We start from the raw sequence: 18,737 nt of genomic DNA on the forward strand, positions 1-18,737 counted from the left end.
GCGTTCCGTCGCAGGACCGGGCCGACGGCCCGGCCGATGCCGGCGGCCGTTACAGCGCCCGCGTGCGCACGTTGTCCACGCTGCGCGCCGCGTCGTGCACGATATGCAGTTCGCGCGTGCGGATCGGCAGCGCGCAGTTCGCATCGGCGAGCGTCTTGCGCACCTGGCGCGCGAGGCGCCAGCGCATCGCCCAGAACTTGTCGGTATGCGTCCAGACGCGCATGTTCGCGACCGCCGTGCTGTCGTCGAAGCGCATCACCATCACGTCCGGCGCCGGGTCCTGCAGCACGTCGGGATCGGCCGCGGCCAGCGCGCGCAACGCGTCGAGCGCACGGTCGATATCGTCGTGCACGGACACTTCCACTTCGAGATCGAGGCGGCGCGTCGGGTTGCGCGTGTAGTTGCGGATCGAGCTGCCCCACAGCGCACTGTTCGGCACGTATTCGCAGATGCCGTCCGGCTTCGTCAGCCGCGTCATGAACAGGCCGACTTCGTCGACGGTGCCCGCGACGCCGCTGCCGCCGTCGATGTAGTCGCCGACCTTGAACGGCCGCAGCAGCAGGAGCATGATGCCGGCCGCGATGTTCTGCATCGTGCCCTGCAGCGCGAGCCCGATCGCGAGGCCGGCCGCGCCGAGCACCGCGACGATGCTCGCGGTTTCGATGCCGAGCTGCGACAGTGCGCCGACGATTGCGACGATGCGGATGCCCCACACGGCGACGTCGCAGAGAATCGGCCGGAGCGTGTCGTCGACGCGCTCCTTGTTCGAGAGCAGCCGGTTCAGCCAGTTGCCGATGCGTTTGGACAGCCACCAGCCCGCGACGAGCAGCGCAAGGCCGCCGCACAGCTTGATGGAAAGCGTGGACAGTGCGTTCCACAGGAACGTCCAGCGTTCCGGATGAAGGTGATCGAGAAACATGCGGGATTCCGGTTGGGTGACACGATGCGCGACACGCGGCGGTCCTGCCTCGTTCGGGCAGGCGCGGGCTCGCGCGCAGGCAGCATTCGACCGCACATGCCGCACGATGGTTCGCGCGAATGCGCGGGGTCGACGCGGCATGACGTCGGACGGTGAAATGCGGGTTTCGTTCTAGTACTAAGTGGTGGTTCCGAAAAATAGGATTGGTCCTATTTAGGCGTTTCCGGCACGCCGATACACTCGCTTTCAAGTTGCCGGGCCGCGACGCCAGTTCCTCCGCGAACCCCGGTTTTTTCCCGATTTCTCATTGATAGCGAGTGACGACGTCATGCGGTTCGACCTGCGTTTCAGTCTCGCACGCGAACAAGGTCAACCCGCCCGGCGCGGCGTCCGATGCGTTCCGATTCGCCGCGCGCTGTTGCGCGGTGTCGTCGCGACGGTCTGCGTGGCCGGCGCACAGGGTGCGGCAGCACAGGCGGTTCACGATGCCGTGCCGTTCGCGCCGGCGACGGCGGAAACGACCGACCTTGTCGACGTGCCTTTTTTCAGTGTTGCCCGGACGACGTGGGGCGGCTTGCGTGCATCGGCGGCAGCGCCGCTCGACGTCACCCACGCCTCTCACGCGATGAACGTGCCGGCGCGCACCGATCGTGACGACCCCGCTGCGCACTTCGGTGCATGCGTGGTTTACCGCGTGCTGTGCGAGGCGGCGCGCGGGGCGGTCGAACGCGCGTACGCGGCACGGTTCGATTACGGTCTTGCGTCGGCGTTGCCGGCGATGGGGGCGCTGCCCGCGTTCGAGCAGGGTTCCGTCGATCTCGCATCGGCCGAGTCGTTCACGCTCGCGGAGCCGGATCGCGGCACGCGCGCCGGTCCAATTGCCGGCACGCTGCGGGCGTCGCTCGCGCGCGCCGAACTGCCGCCCGGCGTCGCGGCGCAGGTCATGCGCTTGCTGGCTGCGCGCATCGATACGAAACAGCGCGGCGCGATCGGCGACACCTTCCGCGTGGAATTCGAACCGGATGACGGCGCAACGCTGCCGGGCGGCGTGCGCGTGACGGCGTTCGACGTGCGCTTTCGCGGCCAGCGGGTGGCCGGCGTGTGGTTTGCGCCCGATGCCGGCGCGCAGGGCGCGTACTACGACCTCGCCGGCGTGCCGCTTGCCGGTACGCGGTTCGCGATGCCGGTCGCGGCAACGCGGATCAGCTCGCATTTCGGCACGCGCGTGCACCCGGTGACGGGCGCGCGCCACGTGCATTCCGGCGTCGATCTCGCTGCGCCGGCCGGGCGTGCCGTCCATGCATCGGAGCGTGGCGTCGTATCGTTCATCGGCACCGAGGCGAACGGTTACGGCAAGTACGTGGTGATTCGCCATGCCGGTGGCTATGCGTCGTACTACGCGCACCTGTCGGCGTTCGAGCCGACGCTGCGAACCGGCGCGCGCGTCGTTCGCGGCCAGCGCGTCGGCGCGGTCGGCAGTACGGGGACGGCGACCGGCCCGCATCTGCATTTCGAAGTCCGGCGGCACGCGCGTCTCGTCGATCCGATCGAACTGGTGCAGGCAGCCCAAGCGGCGAGGCTGAAGGGCGAGCGGCGTGTCGCGTTCAACCGCGTGGTGCGTGCCGCGCGCACGCAACTGGCCGCGGCCACGTGGACGCAACCGGTCGCAATGTCGGCGGCCGTGGCGCCGCATGCGGGCTGATCGCCAGCCGGATGCCGGCCATGTCGGCCCGCGTCGCGCGTTCAAGCACACGCGTTGATGCGAAAGCGTCGATATTCGACGTGCGTCCGCATTTGAATGGCGGCGCGTTATGCGACGCAATATCGCCGATTGGCGTGCAGTACGTGCGCGACCGATCGCTTACCGAATTGCGTCAAATTTTCCGATTGCTTCGGATTACATCGCGATCACTTTCAACGCGTTGACGGAAGCCGGAAAATTCAACCGGTTTTCCGTTCATCGGGCCACGACGCCTGTCGTGCCGGGCATATGCTGCGGCGCAGAAAAAACCATCTCTTTATTTCCCGATGCGAAATGAATCACGGCGTGATTGCCGATATCACGCGTTCTGATCTTGCGATTATTTCGAGACAGGTGATATAACCCGTTTCACACACCGGTTTGCTGCAATAACGTCACCAATAAATGCGAGCGGAACGATGAAAAGAAACGTGTGGAGCCTGGGTTTGGGTGGTATGGCGATCCTGACCGGCGCGATGCCGGTGGGTGCCTATGCGGCATGCTCGGCCACCGCGCCGGGCAGCAACACGACGGTCACGTGTTCCGGCGCCAACGCGCCGTCGGTCGTGGCCGCGGCCGGCAGCACCAACGTGACGATCAACCTCGATTCGACCGTGACGGGCAGCTACGTGGTGACGACGACGCCGACACCGTTCTCCGTCGACACGTCGAGCGCGATCACCAACAACGGCAACCTGTCGATGTCCGGCAACGGCACGGGCGTGGCGAACCGCGGCGCGATGCTGATCGGCGTGAACAACGGCAATACCATCACCAATGCCGCAACCGGCGTGATTTCGACGACCGGCCAGTACAACGACGGGATGGCCGCGAACGGCAACAACAACACGCTCGTCAACAACGGCTCGATTACCACCACCGGCAACAACTCGTACGGGATGACGGCCGCGTGGGGGCAGAGCAATCCCGGCGCGTCGGGCAACCAGCTCGTCAATACCGGCACCGTGACGACCTCCGGCAACAACGCGCGCGCGGCGTCGCTGCTCGGCGGCAACGGCACGATCACCAACAGCGGCACGCTGACGTCGAACGGCCGCGACGCGCCGGCCGTCTACATGCAGGGCAACAACGACACGCTGGTCAACAGCGGCACGATCCAGACGGCCGGCACCGCGTCGAGCAGCGGCAGCGTCGACGCGGTCGTGTCGAACACGCTCGGCAGCTCGTTCACCGCGACGATCACGAACCAGGCCGGCGGCAAGATCATCAGCAACAACGGCATCGGCGTGCGCTCGACCAACGGCGCGACGACGATCACCAACGCAGGGCTGATCCAGGGCGGCGGCGGCACCGCGATCCAGGGCGGCAACGGCAACGTGACGCTGATCCTGCAGACGGGCTCGCAGATCGTCGGCATCGCGAACGGCGGAAACGGCACCAACACCGTGACGCTGCAGGGCACGGGCACCGCGTCGAACGCGTTCACGAACTTCCAGAGCCTGACGATGGCCGGCACCGACTGGACGTGGGCGGGCACCGGCACGTTCTCGACCGCGCTGGTGCAGAGCGGCACGCTGAACCTCACGGGCACGCTCGGCACGACGACGGCGTCCGTCGTCGCCACCGTCAACGCGGGCGCGACGCTGCAGGCGAATGCGTCGAACCTGCCGCTGTCCGTCACCGACAACGGGCTCGTGCGCTTCCAGCAGGACAGCGCCGGCACGTACACGGGCACGATCAGCGGCGCGGGCGCGGTGGAAAAAACTGGCGCGGGCACGCTGACGGTCGCGCCTTCAGCGGCCGGCGGCAACACGTATTCGGGCGGCACGACGATCACGCAGGGCACGCTGTCGGTTGCGGCCGACAACGCGCTCGGCGCATCGTCGGGCAGCCTGGCTTTCAACGGCGGCACGCTGCAACTCGGCAGCGCGTTCAATCTCGCTTCGGGCCGCGCGGTGTCGATCACGTCGAACAACGGCACGATCGATACGCAGGGCTTCAACTCGACGTTGACGCAGGGCATCACCGGCGCCGGAGCGCTGACGAAGCTCGGCAGCGGCACGCTGACGCTGAACGGCGCGAGCAGCTATGCGGGCGGCACGAACGTGAACGCCGGCACCGTGATCGTCGGCGACGGTACGAGCGCGTCGGCGGCGCTGGGCGGTGGCGGGCCGGTGACGGTTGCATCGGGCGCGACGCTCGGCGGTTACGGCAGCGTCACGGGCAACGTGACGAACAACGGCACGATCTCGGTGGCCAACGCGCTTGCGAGCCTCGCAAGCGGCGCGACCGGCAATTTCCGGATCAACGGCAATCTGACGAACGCGGGGCTCGTGCAGCTCGGCGGCAGCGGCGTGGGCAACACGCTGACGGTGGCCGGCAACTACGTCGGCCAGAACGCGACGATCGCGTTGAACACGACGCTCGCCGGCGACGGCGCGCCGTCGGACAAGCTGGTCGTCAGCGGCGGCACGGCAAGCGGCGCGAGTACGCTGAAGGTGACGAACGTCGGCGGCGCGGGTGCGCAGACGACGGGCGACGGCATCCAGGTCGTGCAGGCAACGAACGGCGCGACGTCGAGCGCAGGCGCGTTCACGCTGTCGGGCGGCACGGTGAGCGCCGGCGCGTATTCGTACTTCCTCGCCAAAGGCGGTGCGGCGAGCGGCACCGGCGACAGCTGGTATTTGCGCAATACGGTGCCGCCGAAACCGGAGCCGCCGGTCGTCGAACCGGGCCAGCCGACACCGCCGCCGGTGACGCCGATCACGCCGGGCGAAGGCACGCCCGAATCGATCGTCGATGCGGTCGACGAAGCGGGCGCGGGCGGCAATCCGGAGCCGGTCTACCGCCCCGAAGTGCCGCTGTACGCGGAAGCGCCGGCTGTCGCGCGCCAGCTCGGGCTGCTGCAGATCGACACGTTCCATGACCGGCAGGGCGAACAGGGGCTGCTGGCCGAAAACGGCTCGGTGCCCGCAGCGTGGGCGCGCGTGTGGGGCGGCAACAGCAACATCAAGCAGAAGGGCGACGTGACGCCGTCGTTCGACGGCACGGTGTGGGGGATGCAGGTCGGCCAGGATCTGTACGCGGACACCACCGCGAGCGGCCATCGCAACCACTACGGCTTCTTCCTCGGCTTCGCGCGCGCGGTCGGCGACGTGAACGGCTTCGCGCTCGCGCAGCAGGACATGGGCGTCGGCACGTTGCAGGTCAATTCATACAACCTCGGCGGCTACTGGACGCATATCGGCCCGGGCGGCTGGTACACGGATGCCGTGCTGATGGGCAGCGCACTGACCGTGCGCACGCATTCGAACGACAACGTGAACGGCTCGACGAACGGCAATGCGTTCACCGGTTCGGTCGAGGCGGGGCTGCCGATCGCGCTCGGCTACGGGCTGACGCTCGAGCCGCAGGCGCAGCTCGTGTGGCAATGGCTGTCGCTCGATCGCTTCAACGACGGCGTGTCGAGCATTGGATGGAACAACGGCAACACGTTCCTCGGCCGGATCGGCGCGCGGCTGCAATATGCGTTCGATTCGAACGGCGTGAGCTGGAAGCCGTACCTGCGCGTGAACGTGCTGCGCTCGTTCGGCGCCGACGACAAAACGACGTTCGGCGGCACGACGACGATCGGCACGCAGGTTGGTCAAACGGCCGGGCAGATCGGCGCGGGGCTCGTCGCGCAGTTGACGAAGCGCGGCAGCGTGTATGCGACGGTCAGCTACCTGACGAACCTCGGCGGCGAGCATCAGCGCACGATTACCGGGAATGCGGGCGTGCGCTGGGCGTGGTGATGTCGATGGCGATGATGCGTTGATCGATCGGGCGCGGCGCACGTCGTCGCGGCCGACCGGTTCGTTGCGCTGAGCGGATTCGCCACGCGATCCGTTCCCGCGCGGGCGAATCACTGCGCATCTTCTATCGGCAACCAGATCTCGAGCACGCCGGCGCTCGTGGCCGGATCGTAGTCCGCGCTGTAGCGCTCGAACTCGGGCGCGTCCACGGCCTTGAATCCCGACGCCGGCAGCCATCCGTTCCAGATGCTGTAAAAGGTCTGGTAAAGCGTGGAGATGTGCCCGCTGTGTTCGAAAACCGCATAACGTTGCGGTTCGAGTTCGACACAACGCAATGGAGCGGGCACCCGGTCGCGATGCGTGACTTCCACGCCCGCGATGTACTCGAAGCTGCCATCTGCGTCCGGGTTGCAGCACACGCCGTAAGTGACGTCGCTGACCTGGCCCGGTATGTTGCCGATATACGGAACAAAGGCTTGCCAGAGCGCCGGAATCCCTTCATTGGTATCAAACGTATACCGGCTGCTCATGCCCGCGATCAGCCGCTTTTCGCTGGCTTCGAAACGTGACGGTGCAACGGCGATGATTTTCAGCTCTTTCATGCGTAACGGCTCCACAAGAGACAACCCGTCGAGAGTGCGCCGTGCCCGCACTTCTTCGGGCGTGACGCCGAAGAGATCGCGGAAGGCGCGCGTAAACGCCTCATGGGAGCCATATCCGGCATCGAGCGCCACGTGAAGGATGTCGGGCGCGCCTTGCGCCAGTGCCCGCGCCGCGCGCGTCAGCCGCCTCGACCGGACGTAGCGCATCACCGGCCAGCCGGTATTCATCGAGAACAGGCGCGAAAAGCCGAAGCGCGTCATGTCGCAACCGGCGGAAATCCTGTCGAGCGTCAGTTCCCTGTTCAGTTCGGTTTCGATAAACCAAAGCGCTTTTCCAACCGGGTTCATAGCGTGCCAGTGAGGGTGTCGGGTGGACTATATGGTATCGGTGGCGGGGGCATTTGATCGTTCTTGCGCAGCTTCCATCGGCAGGTGCCGGAACACACGACGCGACGGATGACTTTGTCGCCGACCTGCGCTACGCTCGCAACTCCGATACTCCGAGTCGCAATAGCATGTCGTTCATCAGCACCGGCGTCGAGTATGGCCTGCATTGCCTGCTCTACCTTGCCGACACTTCCACGGGCGTGCGCGACGCGAGCGTGCGCGATCTGGCCGAGATGCAGGGCGTATCCGTCGATTACGCGGCGAAGCTGTTCACGCGTCTCGCGAAGGCCGGGATCGTCGTGTCCAGCGAGGGCATTCGCGGCGGCTTTACGCTGGCGAAGCCGGCACGCGACATCTCCGTGCAGGATGTCGTCGAAGCGATCGACGGCGACAAGCGGCTGTTCGACTGCCGCGAGGTGCGCGGCCAGTGTGCAGTGTTCGAAGGCGACGCGCCCGCGTGGGCCACGCGCGGCACCTGTTCGATTCATGCAGTGATGCAGGCGGCGGAACAGGCGATGCGCGACGAACTCAAAAAGCAGTCGCTCGCCGATCTCGCCGAGCGCGCGTGGTCGAAAGCGCCGGCCGGTTACGGCCCCAAGGTGGTCGGCTGGTTTGCCGATCGCGCGGCGAGCCGCGGCGGCGAGCGCTGATTCGCACCGGACGACAACACGCGCGGCGCGTCCGGCGCACTCGGCGCATCATCGCCGCAGGCGTATCGCTCAGGCGACGACGATTCGCAACGGATCCGCGGCTGCCAGCGCTTCCGCGCGATCTGCACGCGGCGGATAGATCCACTCCGAATTGATCTGGTGCTTGAGTTTCTTCGCTTCCGCACCCGTCAACTTCACTTCGCGATCCCAACCTTCCGTATAAACCGCGCCCCACGGGCCGAGATCCAGGCACGTCACATACTTCGGCTGGCTGTACGGAATCCGTTCGAGACCCAGCAGATCGGCCGCCGCGTTGTGCCCGGCGGAACGGCCCAGGTTCATCGCGTGCTGGCAGGACATCATCGTGTGGTTGCCCGCTTCATCGGTTGCCGCATACGCGACGTCGCCCGTCGCATAGACGCCCGGCACGCCGTCGACCGCGAGACTGCGATCGACATGCAGGCGTCCCGTTGCGTCGCGGCGGCCGGGAATCTGTTCGGTCAGTGCGCTCGCGCGCAGGCCGGCCGTCCAGATCACGGTGCTCGATTCGAGCCGTTCGCCGTCCGCCGTCGTGATGCCGCCTGCGTCGACCGACGCGACACCGGACCCGAGTTTCCACGTCACGCCGAGCGTGCGCAGCGCCTCCTCGATGACGGGGCGCGGACCCGCACCGAGATCGGGGCCGATGGCGTCGTTGCGCTCGACGATCACGACGCGCACGTCCGCGTGCTCGCCCAGCGCGGCGCGCACGCGAGCCGGCATTTCCGCCGCCGTCTCGATGCCCGTGAATCCGCCGCCCGCCACCACGACCGTATTGCGCGCGGTCGACGCCGGCTGCCGCGCGAGATCGCGAATATGCGTTTCGAGTGTGACGGCTTCGTCGGTCTGATCGACGCTGAACGTGTGCTCGGCCAGACCCGGAATCGCCGGACGGAACAGGCGGCTGCCGGTTGCCAGCACGAGACGGTCGTAGTCGAGCGTCGACGCGTGCCCGTCGGAGCCCAGCACGTCGACGGCCCGGCGCGCCACGTCGATGTGCTCGACCGTGCCCTGGACGAACTTCACGCCCACCGCGTCGAAGATCTCGCCGAGCGGCGCGCGGAAATTCGCCGGGCCATCCTCGTAAAGGCGTGGGCGAACATGCAGATGCGCATCGGGCGCGACCACGATGATCTCCACGTCGGTTCGGCCGTGTGCGTCGAGCAAGCGTGCCGCGCTCAATGCACTCCACATGCCGGCGAAGCCGGCCCCGATAACAAGAATCCGCTGTGCCACTGTTCCACTCCGGTTGATTGATGCGTGAGGTTGATCGCACACCGACCTCACCTGCCGCATCGATGCGCTCCATAACTACGATTCTATGAGTCGTAGTTATGGAGCGCAAGTCCCGTGTTGGAAACGAGTCGGCGAAATATCGGGGAGCGACCCGTCGAGAGGCAGTGTCGGGAACGGGAAGCCGCATCGCTACGAAGGCGATCGGACCGTGGCCAGGCATGTATCGCAGGCTTGCAGCGTGGCGCCGGCTGCGCCGATGTGTCGCGGAGGCGGGAGACATCCGGATAGGCCGGTACGACGCGCCAAAGCACATCGCCACGCCGGGCGGCGTGGCGATGACCGGCGGGATGGTGTGACTTAACCGAGCGGCCAGTTCAGGAACACGATGCCGTCGTTGTAGTCGTCGTCGGTGCCGTCTTCCGACCCGACGATCCCGAAGAACGACTTCTTGAAGATGTCGACCTGCCGCGAGCCGAGGCGCGACGGTTTGCCGTTCACCGTCACGATCACGCGCACGCGTCCCTTGCCGGAGTCGAGCACCTTCGTGCCGAGGTTCTCGTCGTGCGTGCCGGCGCCCTTGAACGTCGCGGCCGGCTTCGGGTTGTCGTCGATGTAGATGTCGATCGTCTGCTCGTTCGCCGCGTTCGCGAGCGCGGTCACGCCGAACTTGATGTTGGCCGGCAGGTTGAACGTGCCGTCGCGTTCGCCGCCGCCGCCGATGTTGCCGGCGTTGCCGGTTCCATTGCCGCCGCCTGCTTCGGCGCCCTGATTCCCGCCGCCTTGCGACGACGATGGCGCGGCCGTTTCACCGATCGCGGAAAGGCTCGCGAACGAATCGATGTGCATCGCGCTGCCGCGCACGCTTTTCCACTGGCCTTTCACGAACGTGTGGCCGTCGGCAGCGTCGATGGCGACGACGAGCGTGAACGGCGTGCGGCTCGGATTCTCCGGCACCTTGGAGAAGTACGAGAACGCGCCGTCCGCGACGATCCCCTTGTTGGTCGTAATGACGAAATAGATGCCGGGAAAATTGTTGCCGGTGGCGTACGGCGTCGGCACGTTGAGCGTGACCAGCAGCTTGCCGTCGCGAATGTTTTCTTTCGCGAGATCGAGATACAGGCCGGGGATGTCGACGTAAGTCTCGGACGTCACGACAGGCGCGCTGGTGATCGAAGCCGAAAGGATGGGCATCGTGGTCTCCTGGAAGCGAAACGGGTTTCGATTGCGTTGCTTTTCGATGCGATGCAGGACCGCCGGGCGGCGCGACAGGCGGCTGCCCGGCGGTCGTGAGCGGATCGATGGAGCGATCGGCTAGCCGATCAGCCGATCGGCCACTGCAGCACGACGATGCCGTCGTTGTAGTCGCTGTCGTGGCCGTCTTCCGACACGACGATCCCGAAGTTGACCGTGTACGGCGAACCGTCCGACTTCTTGCCGTTGATCGGCGCGAGGCGCGCGTCGGTGGCCGACGGCTTGCCGTTCACCGTCACTTCGAAGCGGATCTTGCCGTTGCCGGAATTCAGCGTGGCTTCGCGCGTACCGTCGCGCGTGGTCAGCTTGTGATAAGCGGCGGGTTCCTTGTTGTCGCCGATAAACAGCTTGATGTGCTGTTGTTCGGCGGCATTCGCGAAGAAAATCGCGCGGAAATCAGTATTCGGCGGAATCGAAAATTCGCCGGCGCGATTGGATGACGTTTGAGAATCGGCCATGCTTCCTCCTGAAGAACAGTGGTAAGGCGTCTCGCCGCGTTGCGCAAACGTTTGTCGTTTGAAACGCGGTTCGGAAAGCATGTCGAAAAATAAATAAGAAAATATTCGTCTTGATTCGATTATTGTTTGATAAATCGAAAATGATGGGAGGTTGATTTAATGGAGTATGTTTAATCAAGTGTATTTCGATATATTTGGAAAATTATATCGAGACACGTATCGTTATCTTGAATGATGCGCGGCCGCGCAAGCGGTTCGGGAGAGGCGGGGGGCAATCGGGCTTCGGAGCAGGTGTTCGGCGCTCGCATATGGCAGCGTGTTGTTTCAACATCAGCATCTCTGTCATGGCCGCGCCCACCGGCCACCGTCGAACGCCTGCACCGAAGCCCGATCGCAAAGGGAAGGGGTGCGGCAACCGGCGAAGATCGTTGACTCACTCCGAACGTGAACAGGACTCCACCGGCGCCGCACCCGTGAAGCATATCGGCGCGACAGACCGCCGCCTATCGGACTGGACTGATTCTGGCGGCTGCGCCGTCGCGCGACGGGGGCCTGTCCCGTCAACGACCCGTTGACAGCCCCGGCGCACTGTGATCTGATTCCGGCCATGCAAGCCGCCCAGTCCCTCTTCTCGCTACGACTACTAGCCCGTTCTTCCGGGCTGGGTCTGCGGCTGCGCGCTTTCCATCTGCTTCTTTCCTGAAGCGCCAGATTTCCCCCGTATCACTGACCTGGCCCCGGTTGTCGACCGGCGCCTGAGTTCGTCTTTTCTCCGTATCGCTCTGCTCCGTCCCGGTCGCTCAACCGCCAAGGCTGTCGTTTGCCGTACCGCTTTGCCGTTGTGCCGTTTTTACCGCTTCGACCGCTGCGCGCGCAGCCGGCCTCCGCTCCGGGGGGCCGCCGCGCCGCGGTTTCCCGACAAACCGACCGAGGACCGAACATCATGATGCTGAAGAACCCTGCGACGAAGTACCGACCGTTTACGCCCGTCAACCTGCCGAACCGGATGTGGCCGTCGCGCACGATCACGCAAGCGCCGATCTGGATGAGCACCGACCTGCGCGACGGCAACCAGTCGCTGTTCGAGCCGATGGACGCGACGCGCAAGATGCGGATGTTCAAGACGCTGGTCGCGATCGGTTTCAAGGAGATCGAGGTGGCGTTCCCGTCGGCGTCGGAAACCGACTTCAACTTCGTGCGCGAACTGATCGAAGGCGGCCACATTCCCGACGACGTGACGATCGAGGTGTTGACGCAGGCGCGCGACGACCTGATCGAGCGCACTTTCGACTCGCTGCGCGGCGCGAAGCGCGCGATCGTGCACCTGTACAACGCGACCGCGCCGGAATTCCGCAAGATCGTGTTCGGGCTCGATCGCGACGGCGTGAAGCAGCTCGCGGTGAACGCGGCGCGCACGATCAAGCGCTTCGCCGACGCCGCGACCGATACGCATTTCACGCTGCAATACAGCCCGGAAACCTTCACGGCGACCGAGCTCGACTTCGCGAAGGAAGTCTGCGACGCCGTATTCGACGTATGGCAGCCGACGCCCGAGCACAAGGCGATCGTGAACCTGCCGGCCACCGTCGAAGTCGGCTCGCCGAACTTCTACGCGGACCAGGTCGAATGGATGCACCGCAACCTCGCGCGGCGCGATGCGCTGATCGTGTCGGTGCATCCGCACAACGATCGCGGCACCGCGGTCGCGGCGGCCGAACTCGCGGTGATGGCCGGCGCGGACCGGATCGAGGGCTGCCTGTTCGGCAACGGCGAGCGTACCGGCAACGTCGATCTCGTTACGCTCGCGCTGAACCTGTACACGCAGGGCGTCGATCCGGGCCTCGATTTCTCGCAGATCAACGAAATCGCGCGCACGGCCGAGGAATGCACGCAGTTGCCGATCCATCCGCGTCATCCGTACGTCGGCGACCTGGTGTTCACCGCGTTCTCCGGCTCGCACCAGGATGCGATCAAGAAAGGCTTCGCGGTGCAGCGCCCCGACGCCGTGTGGGAAATGCCGTACTTGCCGATCGATCCGAGCGATCTCGGCCGTACTTATGATTCGATCATTCGCGTGAACAGCCAGTCGGGCAAGGGCGGCATCGCGTACCTGCTCGAACAGGGTTATGGCGTTGCGTTGCCGCGCCGCCTGCAGGTCGATTTCAGCGCGGCCGTGCAGCGCCTGACCGACGACAGCGGACACGAAGTGTCGAGCGCGCAGATCTGGTCGCTGTTCCAGCAGGAGTACGTGGAAGGCGATGCGCCGCTGCACTATGTCGGCCATGAACTGTCGGAGCGCGACGGCCGCGAGACGATCGTGCTGACCGCCGACGTGCACGGCGAGCGCCGCGTGCTGCGCGGCGAAGGCAACGGTCCGCTCGACGCGCTGATGCACGCGCTGCGCACGCCGCTGAAGATTCAGCACTACGAGGAACGCGCGTTGTCGCAGGGCGCGGATGCGAAGGCGATCGCGATCGCGGAACTGGCCGGGTCGGGCGTGCGAGGCAGCGCGTTCGGCGTGGGCATCGACGCGAACCTGACCACCGCGTCGATCCGCGCGGTGATCAGCGGCGTCAACCGCGCGTATGTGCGCGCGGACGAAGCGGCGCAGGCGACGTTTTTTGCCGCGCAGCCCGCGGTGAAGGCCGTCGCGTAAGCGACGCGGTGACGGTCGCGCCGGCGGGGTCCGGCGCGGCCGCGGGCATCGATGTCGTCGCTATGTGGCCCGCGTTGCCTCAAGGCGGTTTCCGATCGTGGAGCTCGAATTTGCACAAAGGCGTGAAGGGGGATTCAACATAATTTGCTGGCCCCAATTAATGTGACCCTTGCTACACGGGCGTTTGCGGGCAAGTGATACACTTCCTTATCATGTGAAGTCTAGATAACGTAAAGTGAATCATGCTTACATTTGTCCACCATAACCTGCGAGTGCTGAACCCTGGTTTCGATTCCCCGTTGGTTGACGTATTGACCGAACTGGAGCATCTCAGAAGGTTGCAGATATCGGGCACGACGCCCCCAGCGCTGTACTACCAGATGAAGAGCATCTTCCACATCATGGAGAGCCTGGGGTCGGCACGGATCGAGGGGAACAACACGACGCTCGCGGACTATGTCGAGAGCCGGATCGAAGGTACGGCAAGTGCCAGTGATCACCTGAAAGAAATCGCCAACATCGAGAGGGCGATGGCATTCGCCGAGGATGCGGTGAATCGTGAGACACCCATCACGGCCTCTTTTATTCGCGAGTTGCATCACATTGCGGTCTCGGATCTTGAGCGAGAAGGCGACCGCACGCCCGGCGCATTTCGGACGGGGCCAGTACGCATCAGCAAGTCGAACCATATTCCCCCCGAACATATCGCTGTACCAGAGTACATCGACGAACTCGTCGATTTCATCAATGGCGACGATCCACCCAAATATGACTTGATGAAGGTCGCGCTTGCACATCATCGCTTTGGCTGGATACATCCGTTCTCGAATGGTAACGGTCGAGTCGTGCGGTTATTGACGCATGCAATGCTGATCAAGTACGGGTTTCGAGTTCACTCCGGCGGTGATCGCATCCTCAATCCGACAGCGGTCTTCTGTAATGACCGCGAGCGTTACTACGCCATGCTTGCGGAGGCGGACGCGGGAACGAACGAGGGGCTCGAGGTATGGTGCGTTTACGTTCTCGAGGGCATTTTGGATGAACTCAAGAAGGTGGACCGGTTGGCGGATTTTGACTACTTAACCCGCTATATCCTGGAACCGGCCCTTGCTTATGCTCGCGAGCGTCGTCTAATCACACCATTAGAGTATGGCGTGTTGCTGAAAGCGGTGAAGCTCGGTGAAGTAAAGTCGGCGGATCTCGCTGACGCATTGCCGGGCATGTCTTCTACTCAACGGACGTATCAAATCAAGAAGCTCGTTGAGCGCCAGATGCTTCAGCCGCTTGCCGAGGGCGCACGCACGTATATGGCCGGCTTCACAAACAGCTTTCTGCTACGGGGTGTATTGCAGGCGCTTGCCGATAACGGCTTTGTCTCCGATCAGCTTTCTGGCGTTGCGCGACATTGATACGTCAAACCGTTGCGCAAGCCAGCGGTGCGACGGCGCCGCGCGTCACCGCCAGCTTTCGCGCGGTGATCAGCGGCGTCAACCGCGCGTATGTGCGCGCGGACGAAGCGGCGCAGGCGACGTTTTTTGCCGCGCAGCCCGCGGTGAAGGCCGTCGCGTAAGCGACGCGGTGACGGTCGCGTCGGCGGGGGCCGGCGCGGCCGCATCGCGATCGTCGTCACTGTCGCCGTGCTGCGCGGCCAGCGCGTCGCGCAGTTCCACCTTCATGAAATCCACCCACGCGCGTGTCTTCGCGTCGATATGCCGGCGCGACGGATACACCAGAAACACCCCCACGTCTTCCGCGCGGTAATCGGGCAGCACGCGCACCAGCGCGCCTGAACGCAGATCGTCCGCCGCGACGAACGCCGGCAGCAAACCGATTCCCGCACCTTCACGCACCGCGATCGCGAGCGACGCGGCGACGTCGGCCGTCATCGCGGGCTCGAACGCGATCGTCTCCGGGGCGACTCCATTCGTCAGCGTCCATTCGCGCTCCTGATACGCGGGCGCGACCAGTTGCACGCAGCGGTGATGCGCGAGCGCGCGCGGCGTGTCGGGCAGGCCGTGGCGCGCGACGTACGCGGGCGACGCGCACAGCAGGCTGCCGATCCGGCCGACGTCGATCGCAACCTGGTCGGAGCTCGGCAGGCTCGGCATCGCGATGATCGCGACGTCGTAGCTGTAGCGGATCAGGTCCGGCAGATGCGGCGCGAGCGTCAGGTCGACGCTGACGTCTAGATAGCGCGCCTGGAAGCGCGCGACGAGCGGAATCACGAAGTGGTTCGCGATGCTGGCGCTGCAATGCGCGCGCAGCCGTCCGTGCGGATGCAGCCGTGCGCCGCGCGCTTCGCGTTCGCTTGCGTCGACCGCGAGCGTGATGTCGCGCGCGCGGACCAGATAGCGTTCGCCGGCTTCGGTCAGGCACATCGAACGCGTCGTGCGGTTCAGCAGCCGGATGCCGAGATGCGTTTCGAGCGACGCGATCATCCGGCTGACCTGCGCGGTCGTGATGTCGAGCCGTCTGCCGGTTTCGGTGAAGGTGCCCGCATCGGCGAGCGTGACGAAAACCTGCATGCTTTGAATCAGATCCATCGGCGTGACGCGAGTGTCGGGCGATGCCGTTACTGTAACGAGCGGCCCGCCGCACCGCGCCCGCGCGGCAGCGATCGGTCGTCGCGAAACGGACAGTGCCGCTTACCGCCGCCGGAAGTATTCGCTCGGCGGCACGCCGAGCGCCTTGCGGAACATCGCCGCGAATGCGCTCGGGCTGTCGTAGCCGTGCTCGAGCGCGAGTTCGAGGATCGGCGTGCCGGCCGCGAGGCGCGGCAGGCTCAGCAGCAGCCGCGCATGGCGGCACCACGCGCCGTGCGTCATGCCCGTCTCGCGCTTGAACGTGCGCGCGAGCGTGCGCTCGTTCATGTGCGCGTCGCGCGCCCACGACTGCAGCGTCACGACCGACGAAGGCTCGTTGATCAGTTGCGTGCACAGCGCGGCGAGCGCCGGATGGCGCGGCATCGGCACATGCAGCGACAGCAGCGGCGCGATCTCGATTTCGTCGAGGATCAGCGCGAGCACGCGGCCCGCGCGATGCGCGAGATCGTAGTCGGCCGGCAGCTCGCACGCGGTCACGATCAGTTCGCGCAGCAACGTGCCGACCTCGATCACGCGGCACTCGTGCGGCAGGCTCGGCCGCACTTCGCGCGCGACGAACACGGAGCGCATCTGCACGTCGCCGGCCATCCTGATCTCGTGCTGCGTGCCGCCCGGCACCCACACCGCGCGCCCGGTCGGCACGACCCAGCTGCCGGCATCCGCATGCACGAGCATCACGCCGGAAATCGCGTGAATCAGCTGCCCGTGCCGGTGCGAATGCGGCGGATACAGAACGCCGGACGCCGCATCGGATGCGACGACGGCGATCTGCTTGTGCTTGTCCTGACGCTCGCGCGCGCTGAAGAATGGGTCCACTTGTCCTTTTCTCGACGACGAATGCGCTTTGCGCGCGAGATCGACCGAAGGGGTCGAAATTACCATAGGCCCATCGTTTGTTCGACTGCCATTGCACGATGCGCGCCTCGCTCCTCTCTTCGCTTTCCTTCGATTTACCCGTTGCTGCCGCGTCCTGCGCGCCGCGCCTCGCCGTCGCGCTGTTGAGCGCGGCGACGCTTGCCGCATGCTCCGTCGGCGAGCCGTACACGCCGCCCGCGATCGATGCGGCGCGTACCGCACCGTTCGATGCCGCAGCCGACGCACCGGTCGCGCGCGGCGGCGACTTGCCCGATCGCTGGTGGCAACTGTTCGACGATCCGGCGTTGGATGCGCTCGTGCGTGAAGCGCTCGCGCAGAACCGCGATCTCGCGGTGGCCGCGGCGCGTGTCGCGCGTGCGCGGGCCATGCTCGACGAAGCGGACGCCGCGCGGTTGCCCGACACGACGGCCGGCTTCGGCGTCGACTACGGCAAGCACTCGCCCGACCAGATCGTCGCGGCTGCGAAAGACACCGACGCACGCACGCGCTGGGGTTTCGCGCCGTCGTTCGCGGTGTCGTGGGAAGTCGATCTGTGGGGGCGCGTCGGCCATCTCGTCGATGCCGCGCGCGCCGATTCGGACGCTGTGCAGGCCGCGTCGGATGCGATGCGCGTCGCGGTGGCCGCAGAGACGACGGCCGCGTATGCGCAAGCGTGCGCATATGGCGAGCGGATCGACGTGGCCGAGCGCTCGATCGCGATCGCCGACCGGCTCGCCGCGCTGACCGCGCGGCAGCGCGCGCACGGGCTGGTGTCCGACCTGGAAGTCGCGCGATCGCGCGCGTTCGCCGACGACACGCGCGCCGACCTGCCGGCGCTTGCAGGCGCACGCCGCGCCGCGTTGTATGAGCTGGCGGTGCTGACCGGAAACGCGCCCGGCGCGATTCCCGATTCGGCCGCGCACTGCCACGCAACGCCCGCGCTGGCTCGACCATTCCCGATCGGTGACGGTGCGGCGTTACTCCGGCGCCGCCCCGACTTGCGCGAAAGCGAGCGCCGGCTCGCCGCGTCGAACGCGCGGATCGGCGTCGCGACGGCTGAGCTGTACCCGTCGATCGTGCTCGGCGGCTCGGTGAACTGGCTGTCGACGACCGGCGATCCGTCGTCGCTCGGCGACAAGTACGCGATCGCCTGGGGCGTCGGGCCGCTCATCACGTGGCGCTTCCCGAATCTTGCGGCGAGCCGCGCGCAACTCGCGCAGGCGCGCGCGGACGATACCGCCGCGCGCGCGTCGTTCGACGCGCAGGTGTTGCGCGCACTGAAGGAAACCGAGCAGGCGCTCGCGCGCTATGGCGCCGAATGGCGGCGCAAGTCCGTGCTCGAAACCGCACGCGCCGAGCACGCCCGCGCTTACCGGCTCGCCGAGCTGAACTACGACGCAGGCGCGCTGGATTTTCTCGGTGTGCTCGACGCGCAGCGCAGCCTCGTCGCGGTCGATTCGGCGCTCGCCGCATCGACGCAGCAGGTCGCGCTCGACCAGGTCGCCGTTTTCAAGGCACTGGGCGGCGGCTGGCAGCGCTAGCCGGCCGTTCGCGAATCCGCCGCAAACCCGCACGCAAACCCACC

General features: G+C 65.9%; 13 protein-coding genes and 1 pseudogene. 7 read left to right on the forward strand and 7 right to left on the reverse strand.

Annotation, left to right across the window (positions count from 1 at the left end; translation table 11 throughout):
* Nucleotides 1–49: 49 nt before the first annotated feature.
* Complete coding sequence (locus BBJ41_RS28780; RefSeq protein WP_069749585.1) at nucleotides 50–919, reverse strand: mechanosensitive ion channel family protein; 870 nt, start codon at nucleotides 917–919, stop codon at nucleotides 50–52.
* Between the two features lie 328 nt (nucleotides 920–1,247).
* On the opposite strand from BBJ41_RS28780, the gene BBJ41_RS28785 reads away from it, so the two are divergent.
* From BBJ41_RS28785 to BBJ41_RS28790, 3 genes are all read left to right on the forward strand, one after another.
* Nucleotides 1,248–2,621 (forward strand): M23 family metallopeptidase, encoded by a 1,374-nt coding sequence (locus BBJ41_RS28785; protein WP_069749586.1) that lies wholly within the window; start codon nucleotides 1,248–1,250, stop codon nucleotides 2,619–2,621.
* 109 nt (nucleotides 2,622–2,730) lie between these two features.
* Nucleotides 2,731–2,958, forward strand: a complete 228-nt coding sequence (locus BBJ41_RS40715; RefSeq protein ID WP_156814887.1) for a hypothetical protein — start codon at nucleotides 2,731–2,733, stop codon at nucleotides 2,956–2,958.
* Between the two features lie 157 nt (nucleotides 2,959–3,115).
* Nucleotides 3,116–6,415: an autotransporter outer membrane beta-barrel domain-containing protein gene (locus tag BBJ41_RS28790; protein WP_069749587.1), complete on the forward strand. Its 3,300-nt coding sequence runs from the start codon at nucleotides 3,116–3,118 to the stop codon at nucleotides 6,413–6,415.
* 110 nt (nucleotides 6,416–6,525) lie between these two features.
* Here the strand turns inward: BBJ41_RS28790 and BBJ41_RS28795 are convergent, their stop codons facing one another.
* Nucleotides 6,526–7,365, reverse strand: a complete 840-nt coding sequence (locus tag BBJ41_RS28795; protein ID WP_069749588.1) for an AraC family transcriptional regulator — start codon at nucleotides 7,363–7,365, stop codon at nucleotides 6,526–6,528.
* A gap of 167 nt (nucleotides 7,366–7,532) precedes the next feature.
* Here BBJ41_RS28795 and BBJ41_RS28800 point away from each other — a divergent pair, with 167 nt between their 5' ends.
* Nucleotides 7,533–8,054, forward strand: a complete 522-nt coding sequence (locus BBJ41_RS28800; protein WP_069749589.1) for an RrF2 family transcriptional regulator — start codon at nucleotides 7,533–7,535, stop codon at nucleotides 8,052–8,054.
* 69 nt (nucleotides 8,055–8,123) lie between these two features.
* Here the strand turns inward: BBJ41_RS28800 and BBJ41_RS28805 are convergent, their stop codons facing one another.
* The 3 genes from BBJ41_RS28805 to BBJ41_RS28815 form a co-directional block, all read right to left on the reverse strand.
* On the reverse strand, nucleotides 8,124–9,329 hold the full coding sequence (locus BBJ41_RS28805) for an NAD(P)/FAD-dependent oxidoreductase (protein ID WP_069749590.1): 1,206 nt from the start codon (nucleotides 9,327–9,329) through the stop codon (nucleotides 8,124–8,126).
* Nucleotides 9,330–9,686: 357 nt separating this feature from the next.
* A complete protein-coding gene (locus BBJ41_RS28810; RefSeq protein WP_069749591.1) occupies nucleotides 9,687–10,520 on the reverse strand; it encodes a fucose-binding lectin II in 834 nt (277 codons plus the stop codon).
* 128 nt (nucleotides 10,521–10,648) lie between these two features.
* Entirely contained in the window at nucleotides 10,649–11,038 is a 390-nt protein-coding gene (locus tag BBJ41_RS28815) for a fucose-binding lectin II (RefSeq protein ID WP_069749592.1), read from the reverse strand.
* 946 nt (nucleotides 11,039–11,984) lie between these two features.
* Between BBJ41_RS28815 and leuA the strand changes: the two genes are divergently transcribed.
* The gene (gene leuA / locus BBJ41_RS28820) at nucleotides 11,985–13,694 is read left to right on the forward strand and encodes a 2-isopropylmalate synthase (RefSeq protein WP_069750415.1); all 1,710 of its coding nucleotides are present in this window, start codon (nucleotides 11,985–11,987) and stop codon (nucleotides 13,692–13,694) included.
* Between the two features lie 242 nt (nucleotides 13,695–13,936).
* Entirely contained in the window at nucleotides 13,937–15,103 is a 1,167-nt protein-coding gene (locus tag BBJ41_RS28825) for a Fic family protein (protein WP_069749593.1), read from the forward strand.
* A gap of 321 nt (nucleotides 15,104–15,424) precedes the next feature.
* Here the strand turns inward: BBJ41_RS28825 and BBJ41_RS28830 are convergent.
* Nucleotides 15,425–16,237: pseudogene (locus tag BBJ41_RS28830) on the reverse strand (LysR family transcriptional regulator); the annotation flags it as partial.
* 102 nt (nucleotides 16,238–16,339) lie between these two features.
* On the reverse strand, nucleotides 16,340–17,113 hold the full coding sequence (locus BBJ41_RS28835; RefSeq protein ID WP_069749595.1) for an AraC family transcriptional regulator: 774 nt from the start codon (nucleotides 17,111–17,113) through the stop codon (nucleotides 16,340–16,342).
* Between the two features lie 98 nt (nucleotides 17,114–17,211).
* On the opposite strand from BBJ41_RS28835, the gene BBJ41_RS28840 reads away from it, so the two are divergent.
* A complete protein-coding gene (locus tag BBJ41_RS28840; protein ID WP_069750416.1) occupies nucleotides 17,212–18,693 on the forward strand; it encodes an efflux transporter outer membrane subunit in 1,482 nt (493 codons plus the stop codon).
* The last annotated feature ends 44 nt before the right edge of the window (nucleotides 18,694–18,737 follow it).

Origin of the sequence: Burkholderia stabilis (assembly GCF_001742165.1) — a bacterium.
In the GTDB taxonomy this organism is placed as follows: Bacteria; Pseudomonadota; Gammaproteobacteria; order Burkholderiales; family Burkholderiaceae; genus Burkholderia; species Burkholderia stabilis.